The organism is Nocardia sp. NPDC019395 (assembly GCF_040632335.1).
Lineage (GTDB): Bacteria > Actinomycetota > Actinomycetes > Mycobacteriales > Mycobacteriaceae > Nocardia.
This window is the reverse complement of record NZ_JBEYBT010000033.1, coordinates 1-23800: the sequence shown is the minus strand read 5'-3', so window position 1 is coordinate 23800 and position 23800 is coordinate 1. Positions and strand designations below refer to the sequence as shown.

Sequence of the window (23800 nt, the reverse complement as noted above, 5' to 3'; positions counted from 1 at the left end):
CTGTGTTTTTTGGCGCCGCCTGCGGCGTCGCGGGTTCGGGGCCCCCTTGGTCTCGTTCTTCACTCCCGGCGCTCAGTCGCTGCGCTCCTTCGCTCTGGTCGCTCCAGAACGAGACGGGCCCCGAACCACCGAGGTGGACTGGTCGCATGCGGGGAAATGGGGTGGGGATGGAAGTGGACTGATTGGTGGTAGGGGATTAAACGCGCCCGGGGGCGGCGGCGGGGTCGGCTACCGCGGTCCGGCTGTTTTGCGGTGTCTGCGGTGGCCGTTGGTCCATGCCGTCGGTGCCTGAGACTCGCGGCCGGTGCTCGGCCTGCGTCGAGGCTGTCGGGTGGCCGTGACGGGAACTAGGAGGCCAGGCGCTGGGGTTGTTCGATTACCGAGTAGTGCTCGGCATCGCCGGTGATGACTTTGCTGGGGCGGGCGTCGACGCCGACGGGGATATCGCCGGCGAGGGTGATCCGGGTGAGGCGGCGGGGCTGGTTGTCGTAGTCGTTGATCGCGTAGTGCTGGGTCGCGCGGTTGTCCCAGATCGCCACATCGCCGAGCGTCCAGTCCCAGCGGACCGTGTTCTCCAGGCGGGTCACGCGATCCTGGAAGAGGCGGAACAGGGTTTGTGATTCGGTGTTCGAGAAGCCGGCGAAATTCTTCACGAAATGGCCGAGCAGCAGTGCGCGTTCTCCGCTCTCCGGATGCACCCGCACCACGGGATGCTCCGTCTCGTAGAGGGTCGATTCGAATTCGGCCCGATGTTCGCGGGCCTTGGCGTCGGGCTGCTGACCGTGGCGGCCCACATAGTCGTAGACGTTGCTGTGCACCGCTCGGAGATTCTCGGCCAGCTGCCGCAGCTGTTCGGGCAGGGATTCGTAGGCCGCGACGGTCGAGGCCCAGGTGGTGGAGCCGCCGTAGGTCGGCAACGTGACCGCGCGCAGGATGGATGCCTTCGGAATCCGGTCCACGAAGGTCACATCGGTATGCCAGCTGTTGGCGGTGCCGTACTCGGAGTCGATGGCCAGGGTTTTCTCGCCGTGCGAGGTAACCGTCGGATGCGGCGTGGTGGGACTGCCGAGCAGCTGGGCGAACTCGTACTGCCCGTCCTCGGTCAGTTGGTCCTGGCCCCGGAAGAAGATCACCTTGTGTTCCACCAGAGCCTTGCGGATGGTCTCGACCGCGGCCGGGCCGAGATCGCCGCCGAGCCGCACCCCGTCGACCCGGGCCCCGATCCGGGATCCGAGCTTGACCACGGCGGGGAGTACGGCGGGGGAAGTCTTTTCGGATGTCATGGGTACCTCACGGATCGCAGCGGTTGATATCGCTGTTCGAGCACACCACCACACCGGACCGGCCAACAGATTTGCGGTCGGGCTGATCCCAACGCGATCCGGGCAGCGCGGGCTACCGGGACATGCGCCGGCCTCCGATACTTAGGGCGGAGGTGGACCCGTGAGCCACCGAGAACGCGTGCGGCAACCCCAGGTATCAGCCGATATGTTCGCGGAGGTAGGCCAGATCCTCGGCCATCCCCTCGGCGGGGGTTTCCAGTACCACCGGAGCGTCGGCGGTCCGGCACACCTCCGCGAGCAGTTCGGGGTCGATGGTTCCGGTCGCGAAGTTCGCATGCCGGTCGGCACCCGAATCGAACGAATCGCGGGAAGAGTTCAGGTGCACCAGGTCGATCCGGCCGGTGATCGCCCGGATCCGTTCCACCACGCCCACCAGGTCTTCCCCGCCGGCCCAGGCATGGCAGGTGTCCAGGCAGAATCCGGCGCCGTATTCGCCGACCGCGTCCCACAGTTTGGCGATCGTGTCGAAATGCCTGGCCATGGCATGGTTTCCACCGGCGGTGTTCTCGATCAGGATGGGCACCGCGAAACCGCCCTTGTCCTGCTGGCGTTCGAAAAGTTTGCGCCAGTTGACGAACCCGGCCTCCATCTCCTCATCGGAACGGACGTGCCCGCCGTGTACGACCAGGCCGAACGCGCCGATATCGGCGGCCGCCCGCGCCTGCTGGGCCACCGCGTTACGGGAGGGCATCCGTAACCGGTTGTTGGTACTGGCCACATTGATCTGATAGGAGGAATGCACCACCACATCGATCGGGCTGGCCAGGATCTGCTCGGTAGCCGGGTGAGGCGCGGGTTTGTCCCAGCTCTGCGGATCCACCACGAACAGTTGTACGACATCGGCGCCGAGTTGCTCGCCGAACCCGATCGGGTCGCTGTCCATCCGGACGTGTGCTCCAATGCGCATACGGTCAGCGTATCGGCCGCCACCGACACCGGGCCCTCCTGTTGCGCCCGGGCGGTGCGAGAAGATACACCGGTAGAATCGTGCACGACCCGACGAGGGGGAATTCGGCGATGCTCCAGCCTGGTGAGGACTTCGCGGGCTATGCCATCCGACGGCGTCTGGGTGTCGGTGGAATGGGCATGGTCTTCCTCGCCAGACATCCGCGACTGCCCCGGCTGGTCGCGCTCAAACTGCTCAACCCGGACCTGTACTCCGACCGGGAGATCCGGTTGCGTTTCGAACGCGAAGCCGAACTCGCCGGAAAGCTCGAGCATCCCAATATCGTCACCGTCTACGACCGCGGCGCCGAGGGCAAACAGCTGTGGATCTCGATGCAGTACGTCCCGGGGTCGGATGCCTCGCTGGTGGACCTGCAGGTTCTCGACCCGCGGCGGGCTGTTCAGATCATCGCCGATACCGGTATCGCGCTGGACTTCGCGCACGCCAACGGCGTACTGCACCGGGATGTGAAACCGGGCAACATTCTGCTCGCGAAACCGCCCATCGGTCATCCGGAACGGGTCCTGCTCACCGATTTCGGTATCGCCGGGGTGCGCGACGCCGAAACCACCATCGCCGCGGCCGACACCATCACCGCGACCCTGGCCTACGCGGCGCCCGAACAACTGACCGGCGCGAAGCTGGACCAGCGCGGCGACCAGTACTCGCTCGCGTGCACGCTGTTCTGGTTGCTCACCGGATCCGGTCCTTATCCGTCCACCAATCCGGCCGAACTCATCCAGGCGCACCTCACCGCGCCGGTTCCCCGGCTGAGCCGGATCCGGGCCGGGCTACCGCCCGGCCTCGACGACGTCATGGCGCGCGCACTGGCCAAGAACCCGGCCGAACGTTTCCTCAGCTGTGCCGAGTTCGCCGCCGCCGCCCAGCACGCGTTGCGGCCGCCGGGGCCGCGGCCCGGAGTGAGATTGCGTCCCGATCAGCGACCGCCGGCGCCACCCGGCCGTCCGGTCCACGGCTCCGGTGAATTCGGCCGGCCAGGCGCACGGGGTGGTCCTCCGTACCGGTCCGCCGAGTTCCGGCAGCCCGGCGCGGTGCCGCCGCGGCATCCGTCCAGTGAGTACCGCCGGCCCGGACCGGTAGCGCCGCCGCGCGGGGCCGGGGCAGCCGGGCCGCGAAACGGTGCCGCCGGCCACCGCCCGCCGCCGGGCGAGCCGCCACCCGCCCCGAACGAGTTCCGCCCGCCCGGTCCCCGGCCGCGTCCACCCACCCCCGGTGATCAGCCGCGCCCCGTCGAGCCGACCCGTCCGGAGGGGGCCGAACCCGCGATCATCGATCTGCCCGGCTTCCGCCGCCGCCCCGGCGGGACCTCGCCGTGACCCGAGGTGGGCCGCCCGCCGGCGGATCCCGGCGGCTCCGCGTGACGGCATCGATGTAGCGGCGGTATTGCGGGCAGGTATGCGGCAGAAGAGAGCCGCCGGTGAAGTACCGCCTCCTGCTATGGTTTCGATGATTTCGCGTGTCCGGATCGATGCGGTCCGGTCACGCTTTTGGTCTACGCTTGCGCGCCGGTGGGTCCCGGTAGCGCGGCGGGAATTGGAGTGGACATGCTGGCCAACGGCGATGTTTTCGCCGGCTATGTCATCGACCGGCAGCTCGGCCGGGGTGGGATGGGCTCGGTCTACCTGGCGAAACATCCGCGGCTACCGCGGATGACGGCGCTGAAATTGCTGAATCGGGAGATGTTCTTCGATAAGGAGGTGCGTGCCAGATTCGAACGGGAGGCCGATCTGGTCGCCCGCCTGGACCACCCCAATATCGTGACGGTGTACGACCGCGGCCTCGAGGACGAGCAGCTGTGGATCTCCATGCAGTACATCGACGGGATCGATGCCGCGTCGGTCGAACCGCAGAAGCTGCCACCCGAACGCGCGGTGCAGATCATCGCCGAAACCGCGTCGGCGCTGGACTACGCGCACGGTATGGGGGTGATGCACCGCGACGTGAAACCGGCCAATATCCTGCTGGCCCGGTCGACCGGCGGTCGCGGTGAACGGGTCTACCTCACCGATTTCGGTATCGCCCGGTTGCGCGACGACACCGGACACCTCACCCAGACCGGCACCTTCACCGCCACCCTGGCCTACGCCTCACCCGAACAGCTCACCGGCGCCGATCTCGATCACCGTTCGGACCAGTACTCCCTGGCCTGTTCGCTGTTCTGGCTGCTCACCGGCAACGGGCCGTTCACCTCGACCAATCCCGCGGGTGTCATCCAGGGTCATCTGCAGGCGCCACCACCGTCGCTGAACGCGGCCCGGCCGGAACTTCCGCCGTCGCTGGACGCCGTGCTGGCCAAAGCGATGGCCAAACGCCCCGACGATCGCTTCACCTCGTGCAGCGAGTTCGCCGAGGCGGCGAAATTCGCACTGTCGTCTCCGGGCGCGCCCGGGGTTCCGACGGCCCTGCCGCCGACCGCGGGCGCAGCGGCCTTCGCGCCGCCGAACGCCCCGTACAGCAGCGGCGCGACCCAGTATCCGAGTACGGCGGCGCCGCAGCCGTATGCCAGCGGCACCCAGGCACAGCCGTACGCCAGTGGTATCCAGCAGCAGGGGCAGCCGTACACCAGCGGCGCCCAGCAGCAGGGTCAGCAGCCGTATGCCGGCGGTTTCCAGCAGCAGCCGCCCCCGGTCGATATGGGCCAGCGGCCGAACAGCGATATGCATCAGCAGCCCTACGGGACCGGCCCGGGCTATCCGAACGCGTACGGCAGCGGGTCGGGCGCGTACACCCAGCCCACCAGCTATCCGCAGCCGATGTCGCAGATGGCGCAGGGCGGGCCGCCACCGGCCAAATCGAATACCGGGCTCATCGCGGCCATCTGTGTCGGGCTGGTGGTACTGATCGGTGTGGTCATCGGCGTCGTAGCCCTCGCGGCCAACAGCGGCGGTGGAGAGGGGCCGGGAGCCGGGGCCGCCGGCACCAGCACCCAGACTGCCGTCGCGCCGGTCCCGGCCAACGCGGATTCCATCAGCAAAGAGTTCCCCCGGATGGTCCCCAAGTCCAAGGACGAGGAGATCGGCTACGAAGGCGCGAAATGCTGGGAAACCGATGACAGCTACACCCCCAGCCCCGACGACGGCGAACCCGATCTCGGAAAATGGGCCTGGCAGTGGCGCTGCTACGGCGGCGGAAACAATGAGGACCCGTTCTACCGGATCTACGTCTACGACACCGCCGCCGAGGTGGAGTCGGTGGTCAAGAGTCTCCCGGGTACGGCCGAGAAATCGAGCGACACCAACGGCGACCGCACCTACACCAACTACAAGTGGGACAGCGACGGCCCGAAAATGGTCACGGTATTCAGCAACCATCCGGAACGGGCGCAGTACCTGATGTACACCGACGGCATCGTCGGCACCATCCCCGAAATGCTCACCTGGTGGAAGTCGGCCCCGCTGAACTGACTGGATACGGCACCGCTCCCGGCCCGGACATGGCCGGCGGCGGTGCCGAGTTCAGCGAGGCCCAGAAATACAGAGAACCCCCGATGGCGCGATCGGCCTCGGCCCGACAAACTGGACCCATGACTGCTCATGCTGTCGACACGGACTCGGCCCGCCCCGGGTCCGCGGTCGCTGCCGGTGCCATCGAACTCACCAAGGTCTACGGGTCCGGGGATACCCGGGTCACCGCCCTGGACGCGGTATCGGTCGACCTCGCCCGCGGGGAATTCACCGCCATCATGGGCCCGTCCGGTTCGGGAAAGTCGACCCTCATGCACTGTCTGGCCGGGCTGGACGCCGCGAGCTCGGGCCGGGTGCTGATCGGCGATACCGAACTCACCGACCTGTCCGACAAAGAGATGACGGCCCTGCGCCGCGACCGGGTGGGATTCGTATTCCAGGCGTTCAACCTGGTTCCGACGCTCACCGCGCTGGAGAACATCACGCTGCCGCTCGATATCGCCGGCCGGGAACCCGACGCGGAGTGGCTGGCTACCGTGCTGAAGCGGCTCGGCCTCACCGACCGGCTCGGCCACCGGCCCAGCGAACTGTCCGGCGGGCAGCAGCAGCGCGTCGCGTGCGCGCGGGCGCTGGCCGGTAAACCGGAGATCATCTTCGGTGACGAACCGACCGGCAACCTGGACTCTCGGTCCTCGGGGGAGGTGCTGTCCATCCTGCGGGCCGCGGTGGACGAGTTCGGCCAGACCGTTGTCATCGTCACCCACGAACCCAGCGCGGCCGCGGTCGCCGACCGGGTGATCTTCCTGGCCGACGGCCATATCGTCGACGAGATGCGCGACCCGACCGCCGAGACGGTGCTGGACCGGATGAAGGCCCTGGAGGTTCGGTGAGCCACAATCGCGGAGCTGTTCGCCGGGCCGACCGGGGTCGCGGGGTGTCCCCGCATGATGCCGTAGGTCCGGTGAGCCACAATCGCGGGGCCGAACCGAGTGCGGGGCGTTCGTGCGGAATGCGGGGGGCTCGGTAGTGGCCGCACATCCGATGCGTACGGTCGCCCTGCGAAATCTCGCCGCGCACAAGGTCCGGTTGGTGCTCACCCTGCTGTCGGTGGTGCTCGGCACCGCCTTCATCGCGGGCTCGTTCGTATTCACCGATACGCTGCAACGCACCTTCGACGGTATTTTCGCGAACGAGGCCCAAGGCGTCGATGTACGACTGAGCCCCGAGGAGCGGCAGTCGGCCGGTATTCCGCAGGAGGTGGCCGACGATGTGGCCGCCATGGACGGGGTCCGCACGGTATCGCCGGGTATCGAGGGCGGGGTGGTACTGCTCGACCCGGCCGGGAAGAAAGCGGTGCAGACCGGTGGCGCCCCGAGCACGGGACAGGTCTATCTGCCGCCCGAGCGGTCCGTCGCCGAACCGGACCCGTTCGTCGCCGGGGTGCCGCCCGCCGAACCGGGACAGGTCGCGCTCAACACCGGCGCGGCCGAACGCGCCGGACTGGCGGTGGGTGACCATACGAAGGTGCTGGTGCCCTCCCACGGCGCTCCGATCGACGTGACCGTCACAGGGCTCTACGCCCCGGCAACCGATACCGGTGGTTTCATCGGTGTGAAGTTCACCGAGCCACAGGCCCGGGAACTGTTCACCGACGGTGCGCACGTCGCGTATCTCGATATCGCTGCCGAGGGGGTATCCGCCGATACCCTGCGCGACCGGTTGTCCATGCTCTATCCGGACTACAAGGCGCAGAACGGTGATCAGGTCCGCGCGGAGATGAAGGCCGAGATCTCCGAGGCCCTGAACTTCCTGAACTATTTCCTGCTCGCCTTCGGTGCGATCGCCCTGATCGTGGGCACTTTCATCATCTACAACACCTTCTCGATGCTGGTCGCGCAGCGATTGCGGGAACTGGCGTTGCTACGGGCGGTCGGTGCCGGCAGCGGGCAGGTGGGTCGCTCGGTGGTCGCCGAGGCATTGATCGTCGGTGTGCTGGGCAGCGTGCTCGGGTTGCTCGCGGGTATCGGGCTCGCCTACGGCCTGGCCGCGCTCCTGAACGCCTTCGATCTGGGGTTGCCGACCGGACGGATGACGGTCTTGCCGCGCACGGTACTGGTGGCTTTCCTGGTCGGCTTGCTGGTGACAGTGGTGAGCGCGTACGCGCCGGCCCGGCGAGCCTCCCGTATTCCGCCGGTGCAGGCGATGCGGGAGGAATTCGCATCCGCCGGGGATTCACTGCGGCGCCGCACGATCGCGGGCGCGGTGCTGGCCGTCGCGGGCGTGGCGCTGGTGGTGCTCGGCGCCCGGAACACCGGCGGTGGAGCGGCAGCGATCGTCGGGGTCGGGGCGCTGGGACTGATTCTCGCGGTGCTGTTCGCGGCGCCCGCCCTGTCGCGACCCGTTCTGTCGGCGCTGGGATGGTTGATCCGTCCGTTCGGGGCGATCGGGCAGATGGCGCGCAACAACGCGATCCGCAACCCCCGCCGGACCGCTGCCACAGCGTTCGCATTGACCCTGGGATTGATGCTGGTCACCGCGATCGGCATGCTGGGCGAATCGGCCAAGGTCAGTATCTCTCAGGTCGTCGACCAGGGGGTCGAAGCAGATTACGTTCTGGCCGGTCCCCAGATGATGGGTGTGCCGACCGGCGCGAGCGAGGCGGTACGGACGAAGGTGCCCGCGGCCGCCGAGGTCGTCGGACTACGCGGGGTAGCGCTGAAAGTCGGTGACGACGATGAGTTCGGTACCTCACCGGACGGGCCGCTGGACCAGGTGGTGAGCATCGATATCCTCAGCGGCACAGCGGAACTCGGCGATACGGATATCCTGCTCGGTGCGGACGAGGCGACTCAGCACGGGGTCGGGGCCGGCGACCAACTGGTGATCACCACACTGGACGGCACCGAGATCCCGCTCACCGTCTCCGGTGTGTATGCGGATTCGCCGGTACTGGGGCCGCTGATCGTCCCGCCGGCCGTTTACGAGAAGGCGATGCCGCCGTCCATGCGGACCGACGCGGCAGTGCTGATCAAGGCCGAGCCCGGTACCGATCTCGCGGCGATGCGGACCGACCTGGAACGTGCCACCGAGGAATTCGTGATCGTCCAGGTACAGGACCGCGAGGAATTCAAAGGCGAACGGGCGAAACAGATCAACAATATGCTGGCCATCCTGTACGGCTTGCTGGCCTTGGCGGTGGTGATCGCGGTACTCGGCATTGTCAATACGCTGGCACTCTCGGTGGTGGAGCGGCGCAGGGAGATCGGCATGCTGCGGGCGGTCGGCACCCAGCGGTCGCAGGTCCGGCGCACGATCTATCTGGAGTCCATGCTGATCGCGATATTCGGTGCGCTGGTAGGTGCGGTGCTGGGGCTCGGGTTGGGCGTCGGGTTCCTGCGCACGCTGCGCGATCTGGGGCTGGAACAGATCGCTGTTCCGTGGGATCAGGTGGTGTACATGCTGATCGGATCGGCGGTCGTGGGTGTGCTGGCGGCGCTCTGGCCCGCGGTGCGCGCGGCCCGCACGCCACCGCTGGCTGCGATCGCCGATATGTGAACGGTGTTGTGGCGCAGAATCTGCGTCGCAGGGTTTGGAGGCCCGACCACGGATATTGCGGATCCAGGTTCGCGTTCCGTGGTCGGGCTGTGTATTGGCGCGCTGATCCGCCAAGGTGGCAGGTGGGGTAGTTCGGGAAGGTTCTGTGTTTTTGGCGCCGCCTGCGGCGGCGCGGGTTCGGGGCCCCCTTGGTCTCGTTCTTCACTCCCGGCGCTCAGTCGCTGCGCTCCTTCGCTCTGGTCGCTCCAGAACGAGACGGGCCCCGAACCACCAACGCTGACCGACCGCATGCGGGAAACGGGGGTCAGGGGTGGTCGGTGGCCCAGTGGCGGAGGTCGCCGCGATTGAGGGCTTCGGCGAGGAGGGCCGGGAAGTGGTCCGGGGTGCAGGCGAATGCGGGGATGCCGAGCGCGGCCAGGGCGGCGGCGTTTTCGCGATCGTAGGAAGGTGCGCCGTCGTCGGACAGTGCCAGGAGCACTACCACCTGGACTCCGGATTCCTTCATGGCGTTGATCCGCCGCAGCATCTCGTCCCGGACTCCGCCCTCGTACAGGTCGGAGATGAGGAAGAACAGGCTGTCGGCCGGCCGGGTGATCAGCGACTGGCAGTAGGCGATCGCGCGGTTGATGTATGTGCCGCCGCCGAGTTGGGTGCCGAACAGGACGTCGACCGGATCGGCCAGTTTCTCGGTTAGATCGACGACCTCGGTATCGAAGACGACCAGTGAGGTGCGCAGCGAGCGCATCGAGGCCAGTACCGCCCCGAACACCGAGGAATACACGACGCTGGAGGCCATCGATCCGGATTGATCGATGGCCAGGATCACATCGCGGTGCACCGCCTGTGCGCGGCGGCCGTAGCCGACCAGGTGTTCGGCGATGATGGTGCGCTGTTCGGGCAGGTAGTTGGCGAGGTTCTTGCGGATGGTGCGGTCGAAATCGATATCGCGGGGTTTGGGCCGGGAGGTCCGGGCGGCCCGGTTGAGTGCGCCGCTCACCGCGGCGACGGTGCGGGAGGCGATACGTTCCTCGATCTGCTTGACGACCTTGCGCACCACCATCCGAGCGGTGGATTTGGTGGTTTCCGGGATCACCCGGTTCAGGCTGAGCAGTGTGCCGACCAGATGGACATCGGGTTCGACCGCTTCCATGAGTTCGGGTTCGAGCAGCAGCTGGGTCAGATTCAGTCGCTCCACCGCGTCGCGTTGCATCACCTCGACCACGGTCGACGGGAAGTAGGTGCGGATATCGCCGAGCCAGCGGGCCACCCGCGGCGCGGATCCGCCGAGGCTACCGGACCGGTCGCCACCTGATCGGCCGCTTCCGCGGGCCGAATCGTAGACAGTGCCCAGGGCCCTGTCGATGGCCGAATCGTCGGCACCGGTGAGCCCGCCGAGCGCTGGTTCGGCCGCCGAACCGAGAACGAGGCGCCAGCGGCGCAGTCGCTCGTTCTCCGGAACAGAGTGCGGTGCGGTCGTGGTCATGCGGGTACTCCCAGGAGGTCGGCGACAGCGCGGAGTGCGAGTCCGCCGCGTTCGGCGTCGGTATCGGTGGTGACGGTCGATCCGCCGGCCGGGTCCGGGTCGCGTACCGCCGAACCGATGGCCCGGCGCTCCCCGGACTCGAAAGCGCCGAAGGTGCGGCGCAACAGCGGCACCACTTCCAGGAATTGCTCGCCGGAAAGCCCGGCGAGCCAGTTGTCGATGAGCCGGAGCAGGGCCCGATCGTGGACGAGCACCAGCCCGCGCCCGCCGACGAAACCGTCGACCCAGGCGGCTTTGGCCGCCGCGGTATGGCCGATGGACAGCGCCGCGGCGAGTCTGCAGGCCGCTTCGTCGGCGTCGAACCGGTCGGCATCGCACAGCAGCCGGACCACCCGGCCGGCCAGGACACCGTGGATATCCGGCCGGTCGGCGAGCCGGGCCAGGGCCGCGAGCCACCGCTCGGTGGATTCGGCGTGGTCGCGGGTGTGTACCGCGGTGGTGACCGTATCGAGCTGATCGCGCAGGGCCGCGGCGGTATCGTCACCCAGCCCGGTGACCGCGGCCGGTAGACCGGCGCAGATCCGCACCAGCATGCTGTCGGCGACATGGGTCAGCGCGGAGGTATCGGTGCCGCGTACATCGCCGTAGCGCAGGGTGCGCAAGATCCCGGGCAGGGCGGCGAGTAGATGGGTTATATCGTGGTCGACCGCTGCCGCGGAACCGAGATCGGCGATCAGGCCGTCGAGGGCACCCGGTAGGTCGGCCAGCAGGGCGAATTCGAGTGCGCCGGTCAGTTCGGTGACACCGCTGCCGGTCCGGGCGGCGGTATCGAGAATTTTCGCCTCGGCGGCCGACTGCACAGTGGTGCCCCAGCGGGCCGCTTCGATCACCCGGACCGCGAATTCCGGTTCCCAGCGCAGCTCCCAGGTCTCCCGGAATGTTCCGGTGGACTGGACCGTTCCGGCCGTGGGAGCACCCCAATCCACACCCAGCAGCCGCAGCCGGTGCAGCAGCCGCGATTTGGCGATATCACGTTCTCTACGCAGATCCAGGCCGAGAGTCCGGGACAGGGCCTCCTGTTTCAGCCGCAGCGAGCGCATTTGAGCGCGGAGATCGGCTTCCAGCGGCACAGTGGGGGTTTCGGCCGGAACGGCACCGAGCGCCTCACCGACCACGAGTTCGTCGCCGACGAGCCGCAGGACGGTCTCGTCGCCCTCGCACAGCACTGCCCGGGTCGCCTCGGTGACCTCGGACAATCCGGCCAGCGGCCGGGCCCGGAGCGCGGCGAGGGTTCGGGCGAGCCGAACGGCCTCGATGATATGGGCACTCGATACGGGTAGGTCGTGGCCGCGCAGCAGCCCGGCGACCTTCGTGAGCCAGGACGCGACGGGGTGCTCGGTCTCGGTGAACAGATGGTGATACCAGCCGGGTGAGGTGACCCCCGCGCCGTAGCCGGAGGCCGCGGCGAGGCGTGAATGTGTCCACGGTACCCAGGTCAGACCGGCCTTGACCTTCGGAAGCCCTTTCAACAGGCGCAGATCGGTGGCCGCGGAACCGAGCGGGTCGCATAGCGCGGGGGCGTGCCAGGCACCGCAGACCACAGCGATCCGCCGCGCCCCGTCCTTGCGGGCCTTGCGCAGCATCTGCCGCATATGGGCCTCCCGGACGAGCGTATGCCGATCGAGGAGCAGCGGCTCCGGCTCGGTTTCGCCGGGGTCGGCCTGGTCGCCGTCCGCGGTGGTGTCGCCGGTGGTCCGCGGTCCGCCGGTCGGTGGGCCGGTGGGATCCACTCCGGCGCCGGTCGTCTGCGAGCCACCGGATGCCGGGTCGGCGGGTTCGATTTCGGTGCCGGCAGGTGGTTCCCGCGGAGAGTCGACGGATTTCCCGGTGTCGCCGGAAAGCGGCTCGACGACGGCGGTTTCCCGCAGCGCCGCCATCGCCTCGGTGATGGCGGCGAAAGTATCGGTATCCGTGCTCGATTCGACCACGGCGTCCCACCAGCGCTCCGCGTCGTCGTAACCCCCCGCGGCAGCGAGTTCGGCCAAGGCATCCCGGCCGCCGCCCTTGTCCTCGACGGCCAGCACTGTGGCGGCGGGGAGATCGCAGAACCGTACGGGCACATTGTTCTCGACGGCATAGCGCAGCGCCTGCCACTCGGGGGAGAACACCGCGTACGGCCAGAACGCGGCCCGCGCCGGTTCATCGGCGACGTAACCCAGCAGCGCCACCGGCGGCGCCATCGTCTCGGCGGCGGTATGGACCACCAGCGGGTCCGCGTCCGCGGGACCCTCGATCAGGACCATATCCGGCTGGAACTCCTCCAGTGCCAACCGCAACGACCGCGCCGAACCCGGCCCGTGATGACGTATTCCGTAGACCCTGGTCTCGCCGGCCTCCGGGCCTGACTCGCTCATGCTGTGTCCATCGCGGATGAGCGAGGGCCCTGTGTGGTTACACTGCGCTGCCGCCTCCGGGCCCGACTCGCTCATCCGGTGATCTCCCGGCAGGCGCGGTAGAAGTCGGACCATTCGTCGCGTTCGCGTACGACGGCTTCGAGGTATTCGGTCCACACCACCGCATCGGTCACCGGGTCCTTGATCACCGAACCGATCACCGCGCCCGCGATATCGGCCGCCCGGAGCACGCCGTCGCCGAAATGCGCCGACAGCGCCATCCCGTTGGTGATCACCGAGATGGCCTCGGCGGTCGAGAGCGTGCCCGACGGAGATTTGAGCTTGGTCCGGCCGTCGTCCGTGATACCTCCACGCAGCTCCCGGAAGATCCGCACCACACGCCGGACTTCCTCGGCGGCGGCCGGTACCTCGGGCAGTTCCAGTGCCGAGCCCAGCTGCGCCACCCGGCGGGTGACGATATCGATCTCTTCGGCCGCACTACCGGGCAGCGGCAGGACGACCGTGTTGAATCGGCGGCGCAGCGCGGACGACAGTTCGTTCACGCCGCGGTCGCGATCGTTGGCGGTGGCGATGATATTGAATCCTTTGGCGGCCTGGACTTCCGTACCGAGTTCGGGGATCGGCAGCGTTTTCTCCGACAGGATGGTTATCAGCGCGTCCTGCACGTCGGAGGGGATCCGGGTGAGCTCCTCGAGCCGGGCGATCGCCCCGGTGCGCATCGCGGTGAGGATCGGTGAGGCCACCAGGGCGGCGTCGCTCGGACCCTCGGCGAGCAGCCGGGCATAGTTCCAGCCGTACCGGACGGCTTCCTCCGCGGTACCCGAGGTGCCCTGGACCAGCAGGGTCGAAGAGCCGCTGACGGCCGCCGAAAGGTGTTCGGAAACCCAGGTCTTCGCGGTACCGGGGACGCCGAGCAGCAGCAGCGCGCGATCGGTGGCGAGGGTGGCGACCGCGACCTCCATGAGCCGGCGCGGGCCGACGTATTTGGGAGTGATCACCGTGCCGTCGTCCAGGGTGCCGCCCAGCAGATAGGTCACCACCGCCCACGGTGACAGTTTCCACGACGGCGGCCGGGGCCGGTCGTCGGCGGTGGCGAGGGCCCGAAGTTCGTCCGCGAAAGCCTGTTCGGCGTGCGGGCGCAGCAACGGTGCGGCGGGGGCGGATTCGATGGTGGTCACTTCAGCTCCTCGAGCATTGCGGATCGTTGGTGGAGGTCGTGGGCGAGCAGGCTCATCGCCATCGCCCAATCCCTGTCTTCGCAGCGGCTTCCCAGTGCGTCGGCCGCGCGCTCGCAGTCCGGTGGCATATGGCAGCCGGCGGTGTGCAGCAGCGAACGGTGGGCGGTCGGCTGGGTGCCCGGCGTGCCCGGCCGGCGCGCCGCGGTGCGGGCACGTTCCTCGAACAGACGCAACAGGTGCCGGGCCACTTCGGGCGGCCACGGCTGGGCTACCGCAGGCAGCAGTGATTCGATTTCGGACAGCCACGAGGCGTCCAATCGCGTCAGGTGGCGCGCCTGGTCCGCGGGTGGCAGCAGGGCGAACAGTTCCCGGCGCCGCAGAATGGCCGCGTTCGACGGGGTGCCCGCGGCGAACAGGGCCGGGGCCCACGCGGTATCGCGCCGGCCCAGTGCCGCGTCCATCCAGCCGTCGAACAGCGGTTGGCGGAATCGGTCATCGATGCGGGCGGTGACGGCCCGGTCCGGGGTGCCCAGCGAGCCGGACCAATAATCGAGCGGCAGGGCGGCGACGAGTCTGCGCAGGCGCGCGCCGATGCGGTCGGGCTGCCCGTTCCAGCGGTAGCCGAATTCGTTGGCGTTATCGGTGAAACCGTCACGGACGGTTGCCTCGTCCAGGCTTTCCGGGATATCCACGATCAGCTCGGGAGTCTGGTCCGGATCATTTCGGGCGCATTTCAGCCAGTCGCCGGCCCGGGCGGACATCCGGGCCGAGAAGGCCGAACCGGGAAGGCGGGAAAGCAGTTCGGCGGCTGTCCGGCGGACATCGCCGCGGCGGTCACGCAACGCGAGTTCGAGCAGATCCTCGTCGCCGGAGCCCAGACCGTCGGCCAGTACCGCCAGCAGTTCGGCCTTCGGTGCGCCCGATTCCCGCGGCCAGGCTGCCTCGAGAGCTTCCCGCGCGGCGGCAGGATCCCGGCAGCGCAGCGCGGCCAGCCACCGGACTCGCTCCGGTGGCATTCCCAGTCGCCAGGTTTCGGCGCCCGGCTCCGGTTGTGCGGTATCGCGCCGGGCGAGATCCTCCCAGCGCGGGATCCAGCCGGCCAGCCAGCGGCCCCTGGTTCCGGCCAGCCGTAGCGCCGGCTCGCGGAGACCGCTGTCCCTGGACGCGAACTCGAGCAGCTGCCCGACCAGCCGATCCGGTGCACGGAAATCGTGTGGTGCCGCGGCGGCGAACCATTCCGGTAGAAATGCCGGCCGGGCCTCGATCAGTAGGGACAGCCGGTCGGCCGCGGCGCCCGGGAGAATCGGCCGCGGGTCCGCGGCGGCGGTCTCGGCGGGCGGTTCGGCCCCGACGGGAAGGTATCCCCCGCGGGTCCAGGAGATTTCCAGGGCCGTGGCTTCCAGCAGGCGGTACGCGGCGTCGTCGCCGGGCAGTTTCGCGGCAGCCGTGGCGACCGGGCCGGGTAGTGGGGGCAATGTGGCGGCACCCCGGGTCGTGCCGAGCAGTGCGATGGAGGCGGCTTCCGGCGTAGCGGTCAGCGCGGAGTAGGTGGTGTCGGCAACGGGTCCGGCATCGTGGAACTCGTCGCCGGCCACTACCGAGACCACGTCCAGGCGACCGCCGGTCCAGAGGCCGAAAACGGTGACAGGCCGGCCACCGGAGAGCGCGAGCAGGCGCCATGGCTCGGCGGGTTCCACCAGCGGTATGGCTGTGCCGTCGAGTTCGGTGAGCATCCAGTCCGATCCCAGCCGGGTCGGTACAACCCGGTGCAGCAGCACCGGCCAGGACTCCAGCCACGGATCGGCAGCGAGGGCGCCGGCGAATTCGGCCAGCGCGCCGGCGATCGTGCCGGGCCCGGTGGCGGCCGAGAATTCGCCGGATTCCGGTGCTCGCACGGCGGAATCGGCTCCGTCCGGCTGTCCGGACAGCGCGCGCAGCGGCGCGGCCACCGGGTAGAAGTGCAGCTCCGCTTCCGTCATCAGGCCGATCGGTGGCACCTGGGCGGAAAAGGCCGGCGAACCGTGTGAATGGTCGAGCAGCAGCGCCCAGCGGCCGGTGCGCAGGCCGTACAACCAGCTCTGCCGGGTGTGCAGCCGGTCTTCTTCAGTGGTGCGCATCCCCACGGTGACCCACCGGTCGCCCACGGCCGGTTCGCCGAGGACGGATTCCGTCGCCGTCGGGTAGCCGATATGGGTGCGGACCGTGGCCGCGAGGGGTGCGGACAGTTCATCCAGGTTCTCGTGCGCGGCCAACAGCAGACGCAGCCACGCGAACCGGCCCAGCACGACTTCCGGCCAGTTCGGCCGCCCGACCACCGCCGCCGGTAACCGGCGCAGGACAGCCGCGATACCCGGTGCCTGTGCATCGATCATGCGGGCGGCCACGGCTTCGAATGCGGCGGGGGACCGGTCCGTTTGCGCCAGTCCTGTTCGGATCTGGTCGGCCAGCCAGGTACCGAGTTCGGCCGATCCGCTCTCGACCCGCTCGCGCCGTTGCCGCGCCGCCGCGGCGCTCGGCGTGCGGTTCGGCTTCGGCGCGGCCGCCTTCTCGACTCGGCGGCCGATCCACTCCGCCGCGAAATCGGCCGTATCGCCGGTTTCGGTGACCGTGCCGTCCGACCAGAGCAGCAATAGTGACAGCGCGTGTTTGCAGGGAAACTTCCGACTCGGACAGGAACACCGGAAGGCCGGGCCGGACAGATCGACGATCGTCTGGTACGGCGTCTTACCGCTGCCCGTGCACAGTCCCCACAGTGCGGTATCGCACCATCCGGTACCGGACCATTTGCCGGCGAGTTTGCGTGCCGCGGTGAGTGAACTCGCATCCGGCGCGAGTGCGCTCACCTGGTTCTCCGACCACCGTTGTGTCATCCGGTGACCTCGTATCGTTCGATCATCTTGCCCCCGTTTTCTCCGTCGGAAGAGTTCTAGCGCACCGCACCGACAAGGTCTCGCCGAACGACGATGCGCATGGAAGCAGTTGTCGCCGACAGAGATTCGAGCCGACCCCGACCTTGCGTAATCGAGTGGCCTCTGGCATCCTGTCCTGTTCGGCCAGACCGAGCCACCCCGAGGAGGGTGACACCAACGAGCTGCCCGACGGGGTTGGCGAGGGGTGGCCATCGGTGTCCCGTCGGGTCGGCCGATGACCAGATCCCATCCCCGCGGGCACGTTCGATATCCGGGCCGGGATCGTCCGGCGCATCCGGCCTTCCGGTACGCCGAAGCGGCCTCCGCCTGTGCGATCGGTCCGCCATCGGGTAGCGTTCCGGGCAGCTTCAGATCGTTCCGTGCAGCTCTGGATCGGTCGATCACATCGGGACCGGGGTGCGCATGTGGTCCATAGGGGGCGTGGAGAAATTTCGTGGAGCCTGTGCGTGAACATTCCCGGAAGACAACGCCGGTGCGGCCCGGTGAGCTGATCGTTGCCCGGCTGGCAGCGGATCCGGATGTCTCCGGCGAGGTCGCCGCGGTCATCAGAGCCGCCTTGACAACCCCGGGGACGAGCGATGCGGATTCCGCGAACAGCGATTCCGGTTTCGGGCTCGGCGGAATCTTCCTGCGGGCCATCCGGATCGAGGGTTTCCGCGGTATCGGGCCTGAAACCGTGCTGGAATTCCCGCCCGGCCCGGGGCTCACCCTGGTCACGGGACGCAACGGCAGCGGAAAATCCAGTTTCGCCGAGGCTGCCGAACTGGTTCTCACCGGAGCCAACCGGCGGTGGGACGGCCGGTCGGCGGCCTGGCGGGAGGGCTGGCGCAATCTGCACCGATCCGGCCCGGTGCGGATCGAATTGGATCTGCGGACCGACGGTCCGCCCGCGGCGGTGACCGTGGCCCGGGAGTGGGCGGCCGATACGCCGCTGGCCGGCGGTGATTGGACCCAGCGCCGGGCCGGAGAGCCGGGAACCGCCTTCCCGGCCGCCGAATGGGCCGCACCGATGGAGCTGTATCGGCCGTTTCTGTCCTATAGCGAACTCGGCGCGCTGGTCGACGGGAAACCCAGTGAGCTGTTCGATGCCCTGCACCAGTTGCTCGGCCTGGACGATCTGATCGCCGCGCACGAACAGATCCGCTCCGGGCGTTTGGAAATGGAGAGCTCGGCCCGCGCGGTACGGCGGGAACGGCAGGTTCTGCTGTCCGAACTGTCCGGAGTCGCCGATGAGCGGGCGGCGCGCGCCGCCCGGATTCTCGGGCGGCCCGAACCCGATCTCGCCGAGCTGGAACGACTGGTCACCGATAGCACCGGTGGGCCGGAACCGGCCGCGCTACGTGCCGTACTGGCTCTGGGATTGCCCGCGACGGACCGGGTCGGGGAACTGCTCGCCCGGCTGCGTACCGCACAGTCCGCGGTCTCGGTCGTGAGTTCACCCGAAGCGGTGGCGGATCTGCGTGTACTCGACCTGCTGCGGATGGCGTACCGCCATGTCGCGGAGGCAGCTGCGGGCCCGGTCGGCACCGGTCCCGGGCATCGATTGTCCGAGCCTGTCACCCGGCCGGACCGGGCGGACGATGATGCCGTGTGCCGGTGCCCAGTGTGTGGTCACGGGGTTCTGGACCGGCGCTGGTCGGCCGACACCGCGGCCGCTGTCACCGAACTGTCCGAACGGACCGCGGATCTACTGCGAGCCCGGGCCGAGCTGGCCACCGTGCTGGCGGAACTGCGGGCATCGGTCGGGGAGGTCCCCGCCGAGCTGGACTCCGCTGAACCGGCCTACCTCGATGCCGGCGCCCTACGCGAAACCTGGATGCTCTGGGGGCAGCTCGCCGGATCCGAGGACCCACCGCCGGATGAACTCGGCGCCGTCTTCGACCGGTTGTCCGACGAATTGGGTTATCTGCAGCACCGTGCCGCGAAGGAACTGGACCGTCTCGAACAGGTTTGGGCGCCGCTGGCCCCCCGCCTGCGTGTCTGGCTGGAACTGGCCCGGACAGTGGCCGACCGGGCCACGGACCTGACGATCGCCCGGGCCGCCGAGGAATGGCTGAAATCGGCGACCGCCCGGGTCCGCGAAGAGCGGCTGGCCCCGCTGGCCGGAACCGCCCGCTGGGTGTGGCAGAGCCTGCGTCAGCAGAGCAGTATCGAACTCGGCGGAATCCGGTTACAGGGCAACGCGAACACCGCCCGCCGGGTACAGCTCGATGTCACGGTGGACGAGGTGGACGGTGCTGCCCTCGGGGTGATGAGCCAGGGGGAACTCCATGCGCTCGGTCTGGCCCTCTTCCTGCCCCGCGCCACCGTGGCCGCGAGCCCGTTCCGTTTCGTGGTGATCGACGACCCGGTCCAGGCGATGGATCCGGCCAAGGTAGACGGATTGGCCCGAGTGCTGGCGACCGTCGCCTGGGACCGGCAGGTGGTGGTCTTCACCCACGACGACCGGCTCGCGGAGGCGGTGCGCCGGATGCAGATCGACGCCCGGATCCTCGAGGTGCAGCGGCGGGAACGCTCGGTGGTCGAGATCCGGTTGTCCAGCGACCCGGTGCACCGGTACCTCGACGACGCGCGCGCACTGCTGCGGACCCCTCAGTTGCCGCAGGCCATCGCCGACGAACTGGTCGCCAGCTGCTGCCGTTCCGCGCTCGAGGCGGCCGGCCTGGCCCGCGCCAAACGGGACCTGCTCGCCGCGGGAATGGATCATCGCGAAGTGCAGCGGCGTATCGATACCGCACAATCCACCCGCGCCATGGTCACCCTCGCGGTGCTGGGTCCCGGTCGTCGCATCGAGGACCTGAACAAACAACTGGCCAAGGAGGGCCGGTGGGCGGTCGAGGTCGTCCGCGACGCCACCGCCGGCGCTCATATCCCTATCGCGCGTGATCTATCGGACCTGATCGCCGATACCGAACGGTTCGTCGACTGGCTGAACCGGTGAACCCACACGGATCCGATGATCGCGACGACCGGGCGGCGGCTGCCTCCGAGTGTGGTGCGACCGGTCCGGAATCAGCGATAACCGGCGCCCCCGGCAGCGGACCCCGGCGCCGGGCCCGCGGGCAGGTACGCCGCGGCCGCGGTACGGGCGGTTCCCGGCGGGCGGGTGATCCGGCGGAGCACCGGCGGCCGGTCGATTCCCAGCAACCCCGGCCGACGGTTACCGAACGGCTGGCAGTAGTGGATCGCTTACTGGACGGTTCGGTTTCCGCGGCCGGATCTGTCTGGTCCCGGGCGACAGCGTGGATTCTGCGGATCGCGCTAGAACAGTCGGTGGACGACCTCTGGGCGCGAACCGAACCCGGCCTCGCGCGGTGCCCGATGCGCGCCCAGCTGCTGGCCCTGCGAGTGATCGCGGATCCGCCCACCGCGGCGCGGACCGCCGCGCTGTGGACCGCCCTGTCGCATGCCGCGCATCACCACGACTACGAGCTGGCACCGGGTGTCGGCGAATTGCGGCGCTGGCGTGAGGACACCGAGCGGATCGCCGGTGAACTGGCCGCGGTCCACCGCCCGACCGCCACTCTCCGACGTGAGTGAGGAACGCTGTGGTGACCTGATGCGCGTGACTCTCCTCGAACACCAGCGCTACGGCGGGCCCTCTGGTGCGGGCCCCGCGGCCCGGGTATTCCGGTGCGGCGCAGAATCGGAGAGTGGACGAAACCGACCCGTGCCCCTGTCGTCGTGGCGAAACGTTCGGCGCGTGCTGCGGTCCGCTGCTGGCGGGCCGTCCCGCGCCGAGCGCCGAAGCACTCATGCGTTCGCGCTATACCGCGTTCGCGCTCGGCGATACCGCCTATCTGCGCCGGTCCTGGCATCCCGATACGCGACCCGCACGGCTGGAGCTCGATCCGGGCCGGCGATGGTTGTACCTGGAGATCCAGCGGGTGGCCGGTGGCGGGCCGTTCGACCGGTCCGGCACGGTGGAGTTCACCGCCCACTATCGAGATCCCGGCGGCCGCGGCCGCCTGCACGAAATCAGCCGGTTCACGCGGGTCGACGGATCGTGGTGCTACGTGGACGGCGATATCGAGCCATGACCGGGTGACTCGCCCGGTCCCGAGGCTCGACCGGCGGTAGTGTGCACGCCATGCCGCGTATCGCCATCGAATATTGCACCCAGTGCCGCTGGTTGCTGCGGGCGAGCTGGATGGCACAGGAACTGCTGAGTACCTTCACCACCGATATCGGTGAAGTCGCCCTGATCCCCGGCGAGGGGGGAATCTTCCGGATCACTGTCGACGGCGATCAGGTGTGGGAGCGTAAAGCCGACGGAGGCTTCCCGGATATCGCCGTGCTGAAGCAGCGTGTGCGGGACCGGATCGCTCCGGCGCGCGATCTCGGCCATACCGATCGTGTGAGCGACGAGCACCCCAGCTGAATCCGACGGGGGAGCAGATCCTGGTCACAGGTATCCGGCCGCGGGCGGTCACGCCGATGTGTGAACCGTGTGGCGGCTCAGGCGCAGCAGCCGCCACCGCAACATCCGCCACCGCCCGCTGGTGCCGGAGCCGCCGGTGCCGAGGCGCGCCCGGTCGTCGCGAATGTGGTGAGCAGTTTCACGGTGTCGTCGTGGCCCCCGGGGCAGACCGCCGGATCCGATGCCTGTGCCATCGGACGGTTGACTTCGAAGGTGTTGCCGCAGCTGCGGCACCGGAATTCGTAACTCGGCATGGCCGAATTCTAGAGACATCCCGACCCGGAGTTTCCGGGCACAACGCGATATTTCCGCAACCGAAGTGTAACCAGATCGGTCGTACCCTCGAATGCACAGGTAGAGGAGGTCTGTGATGAATGTCCAGTGCTTCGATGTAGCGCCTGCGGTGGGCGATTCCGCACCGGTGGCCGGCACCGAGTTCGGTGCGGTCCGGGGGACCCGGGAGGGCCCGGTATCGGTCTGGCGCGGAATTCCGTATGCCGCCGCCGCGGCCGGTCCACGGCGGTTCCGGCCGCCCCGGGCGCCGGAACGCTGGGACGGGATCCGCGACTGTGTGGCCTTCGGCCGGATCGCGCCGCAGGATATGGACAACACCGTCCCCATGGACCGCTCACTGGCCATGGGTGAGGACTGCCTCTGGTTGAACGTCTGGGCCCCTGCTTCGACCGCCGACGAGCCGCGCCCGGTGATGGTCTGGTTGCACGGCGGCGCGTACTGCCTGGGTTCGGCCGCGCAGGCCGTGTACGACGGCAGCACCCTCGCCGCGACCGGTGATGTGGTCGTGGTCACCGTGAACTATCGGGTGGGGGCGCTCGGCTTCCTCGACCTGTCGTCGCTCAGCGATGAATTCGCGCCGAACCTCGGCCTGCTCGACCAGCTCGCGGCGCTGGAGTGGGTACGCGACAATATCGCCGGTTTCGGCGGCGACCCCGGCAATGTGACGCTGTTCGGGGAATCCTCCGGTGCCGGCTGTGTTACCGCCCTGCTCACCGCCCCGCGCGCCGCGGGCCTGTTCCACCGCGCCATCGCCCAGAGCCCGCCCGCGACCACCGTCTACGGCAGGGAACGAGCGGCCGGGGTGGCCGATCGTTTCCTCGAATTGGCGGAACTGCCGAGGTCACGGGTCGACGAGCTGCTGACCTGCCCGATCGAGCGGATCGTCCGGGCCGCCGCGGTACTGATCGACGAGGTCCCGCTGCAGGCCCCCGGAACTCTGGCCGCGGCGCCGGTGGTGGACGAGGATCTGCTGCCGGGCTACCCCACCGACCGGTTCCGCGACGGCCGCTCGCACCGAGTGCCTCTCATCATCGGCACCAACAAGGACGAGGCATCGCTGTTCCGGCTGTTCCGGTCGCCGATCATGCCGGTCACACCGGATGCGGTGAACACGATGCTGGAGCAGGTACAGGCCAGCCATCCGGACCTGACGCCGGAGCGGGTCGCGGAGATCACCTCGGTGTACCCCGACCTGGCGAAACCGCGCGGAGCGCTCGCGATGTCCACCGACGCCGCGTTCCGGATGCCCGCCCTATGGGTGGCCGACGGGCACTCCCGGCATTCGCGCACCTGGATGTACCGCTTCGATCACGCGACGCCGATGCTGCGGGCCGCCCGGGTCGGGGCCGGGCACGCCACGGAACTGCCGTACGTATTCGGCAACTTCGGCACCTTCGACCACGACCCCACCTTCTGGCTGGGCGGGCGCCGACAGGCCACCGAGGTTTCGGGGCGGGTGATGCGCCGCTGGCTGGCCTTCGCCGCCCACGGTGTGCCGGCCGCGTTGGACGGTTCCAAACATTGGCCGCCCTATCATCCGGAAGCGCGGGAAACGCTGGTTATCGACACTGTCGATCGGGTGGTTCCGGATCCGGAGGGTGATCTGCTCACTGCCTGGGGTGAGCGGGCTGTGGGGTTTGCGTGATTTCTCGGTGGCGGGGCGGGGCCGTGAAGGTGGCAAGGGGGCAGGGCCAGCTCACGAAGGCGAGAAGCTGAGCAGTTCGTGAAGGTTCTGTGTTTTTTGGCGCCGCCTGCGGCGTCGCGGGTTCGGGGCCCCCTTGGTCTCGTTCTTCACTCCCGGCGCTCAGTCGC

General features: G+C 68.8%; 16 protein-coding genes. 9 read left to right on the top strand and 7 right to left on the bottom strand.

From position 1 onward, the window contains the following. Positions 1–347: 347 nt before the first annotated feature. Positions 348–1283, bottom strand: coding sequence for a TauD/TfdA family dioxygenase (locus ABZ827_RS30850; protein ID WP_357244458.1), 936 nt, complete (start codon positions 1281–1283; stop codon positions 348–350). Positions 1284–1479: 196 nt separating this feature from the next. Continuing rightward, positions 1480–2250: a deoxyribonuclease IV gene (locus tag ABZ827_RS30845; RefSeq protein ID WP_357244455.1), complete on the bottom strand. Its 771-nt coding sequence runs from the start codon at positions 2248–2250 to the stop codon at positions 1480–1482. A 110-nt stretch (positions 2251–2360) separates the two neighbouring features. On the opposite strand from ABZ827_RS30845, the gene ABZ827_RS30840 reads away from it, so the two are divergent. The 4 genes from ABZ827_RS30840 (at position 2361) to ABZ827_RS30825 (ending at position 9269) form a co-directional block, all read left to right on the top strand. Beyond that, positions 2361–3626 carry a serine/threonine-protein kinase gene (locus ABZ827_RS30840; RefSeq protein ID WP_357244452.1) on the top strand — a complete coding sequence of 422 codons (1266 nt, stop codon included), beginning with the start codon at positions 2361–2363 and terminating at the stop codon, positions 3624–3626. 228 nt (positions 3627–3854) lie between these two features. After that, positions 3855–5714: a protein kinase gene (locus ABZ827_RS30835; RefSeq protein WP_357244449.1), complete on the top strand. Its 1860-nt coding sequence runs from the start codon at positions 3855–3857 to the stop codon at positions 5712–5714. 119 nt (positions 5715–5833) lie between these two features. Next, the gene (locus ABZ827_RS30830) at positions 5834–6604 is read left to right on the top strand and encodes an ABC transporter ATP-binding protein (RefSeq protein WP_357244447.1); all 771 of its coding nucleotides are present in this window, start codon (positions 5834–5836) and stop codon (positions 6602–6604) included. A gap of 151 nt (positions 6605–6755) precedes the next feature. Then, positions 6756–9269, top strand: coding sequence for an FtsX-like permease family protein (locus ABZ827_RS30825; RefSeq protein WP_357244461.1), 2514 nt, complete (start codon positions 6756–6758; stop codon positions 9267–9269). Between the two features lie 304 nt (positions 9270–9573). Here the strand turns inward: ABZ827_RS30825 and ABZ827_RS30820 are convergent, their stop codons facing one another. The 4 genes from ABZ827_RS30820 to ABZ827_RS30805 form a co-directional block, all read right to left on the bottom strand. Beyond that, a complete protein-coding gene (locus ABZ827_RS30820; protein WP_357244444.1) occupies positions 9574–10752 on the bottom strand; it encodes a VWA domain-containing protein in 1179 nt (392 codons plus the stop codon). Further along, a complete protein-coding gene (locus tag ABZ827_RS30815) occupies positions 10749–13166 on the bottom strand; it encodes a DUF5682 family protein (protein WP_357244441.1) in 2418 nt (805 codons plus the stop codon). The genes ABZ827_RS30820 and ABZ827_RS30815 overlap by 4 nt, the downstream gene beginning before the upstream one ends. 71 nt (positions 13167–13237) lie before the next feature. After that, complete coding sequence (locus ABZ827_RS30810) at positions 13238–14344, bottom strand: AAA family ATPase (RefSeq protein ID WP_357244438.1); 1107 nt, start codon at positions 14342–14344, stop codon at positions 13238–13240. Beyond that, positions 14341–17214, bottom strand: a complete 2874-nt coding sequence (locus ABZ827_RS30805; RefSeq protein WP_357244435.1) for an SWIM zinc finger family protein — start codon at positions 17212–17214, stop codon at positions 14341–14343. The genes ABZ827_RS30810 and ABZ827_RS30805 overlap by 4 nt, the downstream gene beginning before the upstream one ends. Positions 17215–17707: 493 nt before the next feature. Between ABZ827_RS30805 and ABZ827_RS30800 the strand changes: the two genes are divergently transcribed. The 4 genes from ABZ827_RS30800 (at position 17708) to ABZ827_RS30785 (ending at position 21655) form a co-directional block, all read left to right on the top strand. Beyond that, entirely contained in the window at positions 17708–20215 is a 2508-nt protein-coding gene (locus tag ABZ827_RS30800; protein WP_357244432.1) for an AAA family ATPase, read from the top strand. Beyond that, positions 20212–20814 carry a hypothetical protein gene (locus ABZ827_RS30795; RefSeq protein WP_357244430.1) on the top strand — a complete coding sequence of 201 codons (603 nt, stop codon included), beginning with the start codon at positions 20212–20214 and terminating at the stop codon, positions 20812–20814. Before ABZ827_RS30800 ends, ABZ827_RS30795 begins: the two co-directional genes overlap by 4 nt. A gap of 113 nt (positions 20815–20927) precedes the next feature. Further along, a complete protein-coding gene (locus tag ABZ827_RS30790) occupies positions 20928–21314 on the top strand; it encodes a YchJ family metal-binding protein (RefSeq protein ID WP_357244427.1) in 387 nt (128 codons plus the stop codon). A 50-nt stretch (positions 21315–21364) separates the two neighbouring features. Then, positions 21365–21655, top strand: coding sequence for a SelT/SelW/SelH family protein (locus ABZ827_RS30785; RefSeq protein ID WP_357244424.1), 291 nt, complete (start codon positions 21365–21367; stop codon positions 21653–21655). Positions 21656–21732: 77 nt separating this feature from the next. Here the strand turns inward: ABZ827_RS30785 and ABZ827_RS30780 are convergent, their stop codons facing one another. Further along, positions 21733–21948 (bottom strand): zinc ribbon domain-containing protein, encoded by a 216-nt coding sequence (locus ABZ827_RS30780; protein WP_357244421.1) that lies wholly within the window; start codon positions 21946–21948, stop codon positions 21733–21735. A gap of 116 nt (positions 21949–22064) precedes the next feature. On the opposite strand from ABZ827_RS30780, the gene ABZ827_RS30775 reads away from it, so the two are divergent. Then, positions 22065–23633, top strand: coding sequence for a carboxylesterase/lipase family protein (locus ABZ827_RS30775; RefSeq protein ID WP_357244419.1), 1569 nt, complete (start codon positions 22065–22067; stop codon positions 23631–23633). Positions 23634–23800: the final 167 nt, after the last annotated feature.

What these genes read in the sequence shown, in the direction of transcription:
- ABZ827_RS30850 (WP_357244458.1), bottom strand. Translation starts at nt 1,283, where the DNA reads ATGACATCCGAAAAGACTTCCCCCGCCGTACTCCCCGCCGTGGTCAAG.
- ABZ827_RS30845 (WP_357244455.1), bottom strand. Translation starts at nt 2,250, where the DNA reads ATGCGCATTGGAGCACACGTCCGGATGGACAGCGACCCGATCGGGTTC.
- ABZ827_RS30840 (WP_357244452.1), top strand. Translation starts at nt 2,361, where the DNA reads ATGCTCCAGCCTGGTGAGGACTTCGCGGGCTATGCCATCCGACGGCGT.
- ABZ827_RS30835 (WP_357244449.1), top strand. Translation starts at nt 3,855, where the DNA reads ATGCTGGCCAACGGCGATGTTTTCGCCGGCTATGTCATCGACCGGCAG.
- ABZ827_RS30830 (WP_357244447.1), top strand. Translation starts at nt 5,834, where the DNA reads ATGACTGCTCATGCTGTCGACACGGACTCGGCCCGCCCCGGGTCCGCG.
- ABZ827_RS30825 (WP_357244461.1), top strand. Translation starts at nt 6,756, where the DNA reads ATGCGTACGGTCGCCCTGCGAAATCTCGCCGCGCACAAGGTCCGGTTG.
- ABZ827_RS30820 (WP_357244444.1), bottom strand. Translation starts at nt 10,752, where the DNA reads ATGACCACGACCGCACCGCACTCTGTTCCGGAGAACGAGCGACTGCGC.
- ABZ827_RS30815 (WP_357244441.1), bottom strand. Translation starts at nt 13,166, where the DNA reads ATGAGCGAGTCAGGCCCGGAGGCCGGCGAGACCAGGGTCTACGGAATA.
- ABZ827_RS30805 (WP_357244435.1), bottom strand. Translation starts at nt 17,214, where the DNA reads ATGACACAACGGTGGTCGGAGAACCAGGTGAGCGCACTCGCGCCGGAT.
- ABZ827_RS30785 (WP_357244424.1), top strand. Translation starts at nt 21,365, where the DNA reads ATGCCGCGTATCGCCATCGAATATTGCACCCAGTGCCGCTGGTTGCTG.
- ABZ827_RS30780 (WP_357244421.1), bottom strand. Translation starts at nt 21,948, where the DNA reads ATGCCGAGTTACGAATTCCGGTGCCGCAGCTGCGGCAACACCTTCGAA.
- ABZ827_RS30775 (WP_357244419.1), top strand. Translation starts at nt 22,065, where the DNA reads ATGAATGTCCAGTGCTTCGATGTAGCGCCTGCGGTGGGCGATTCCGCA.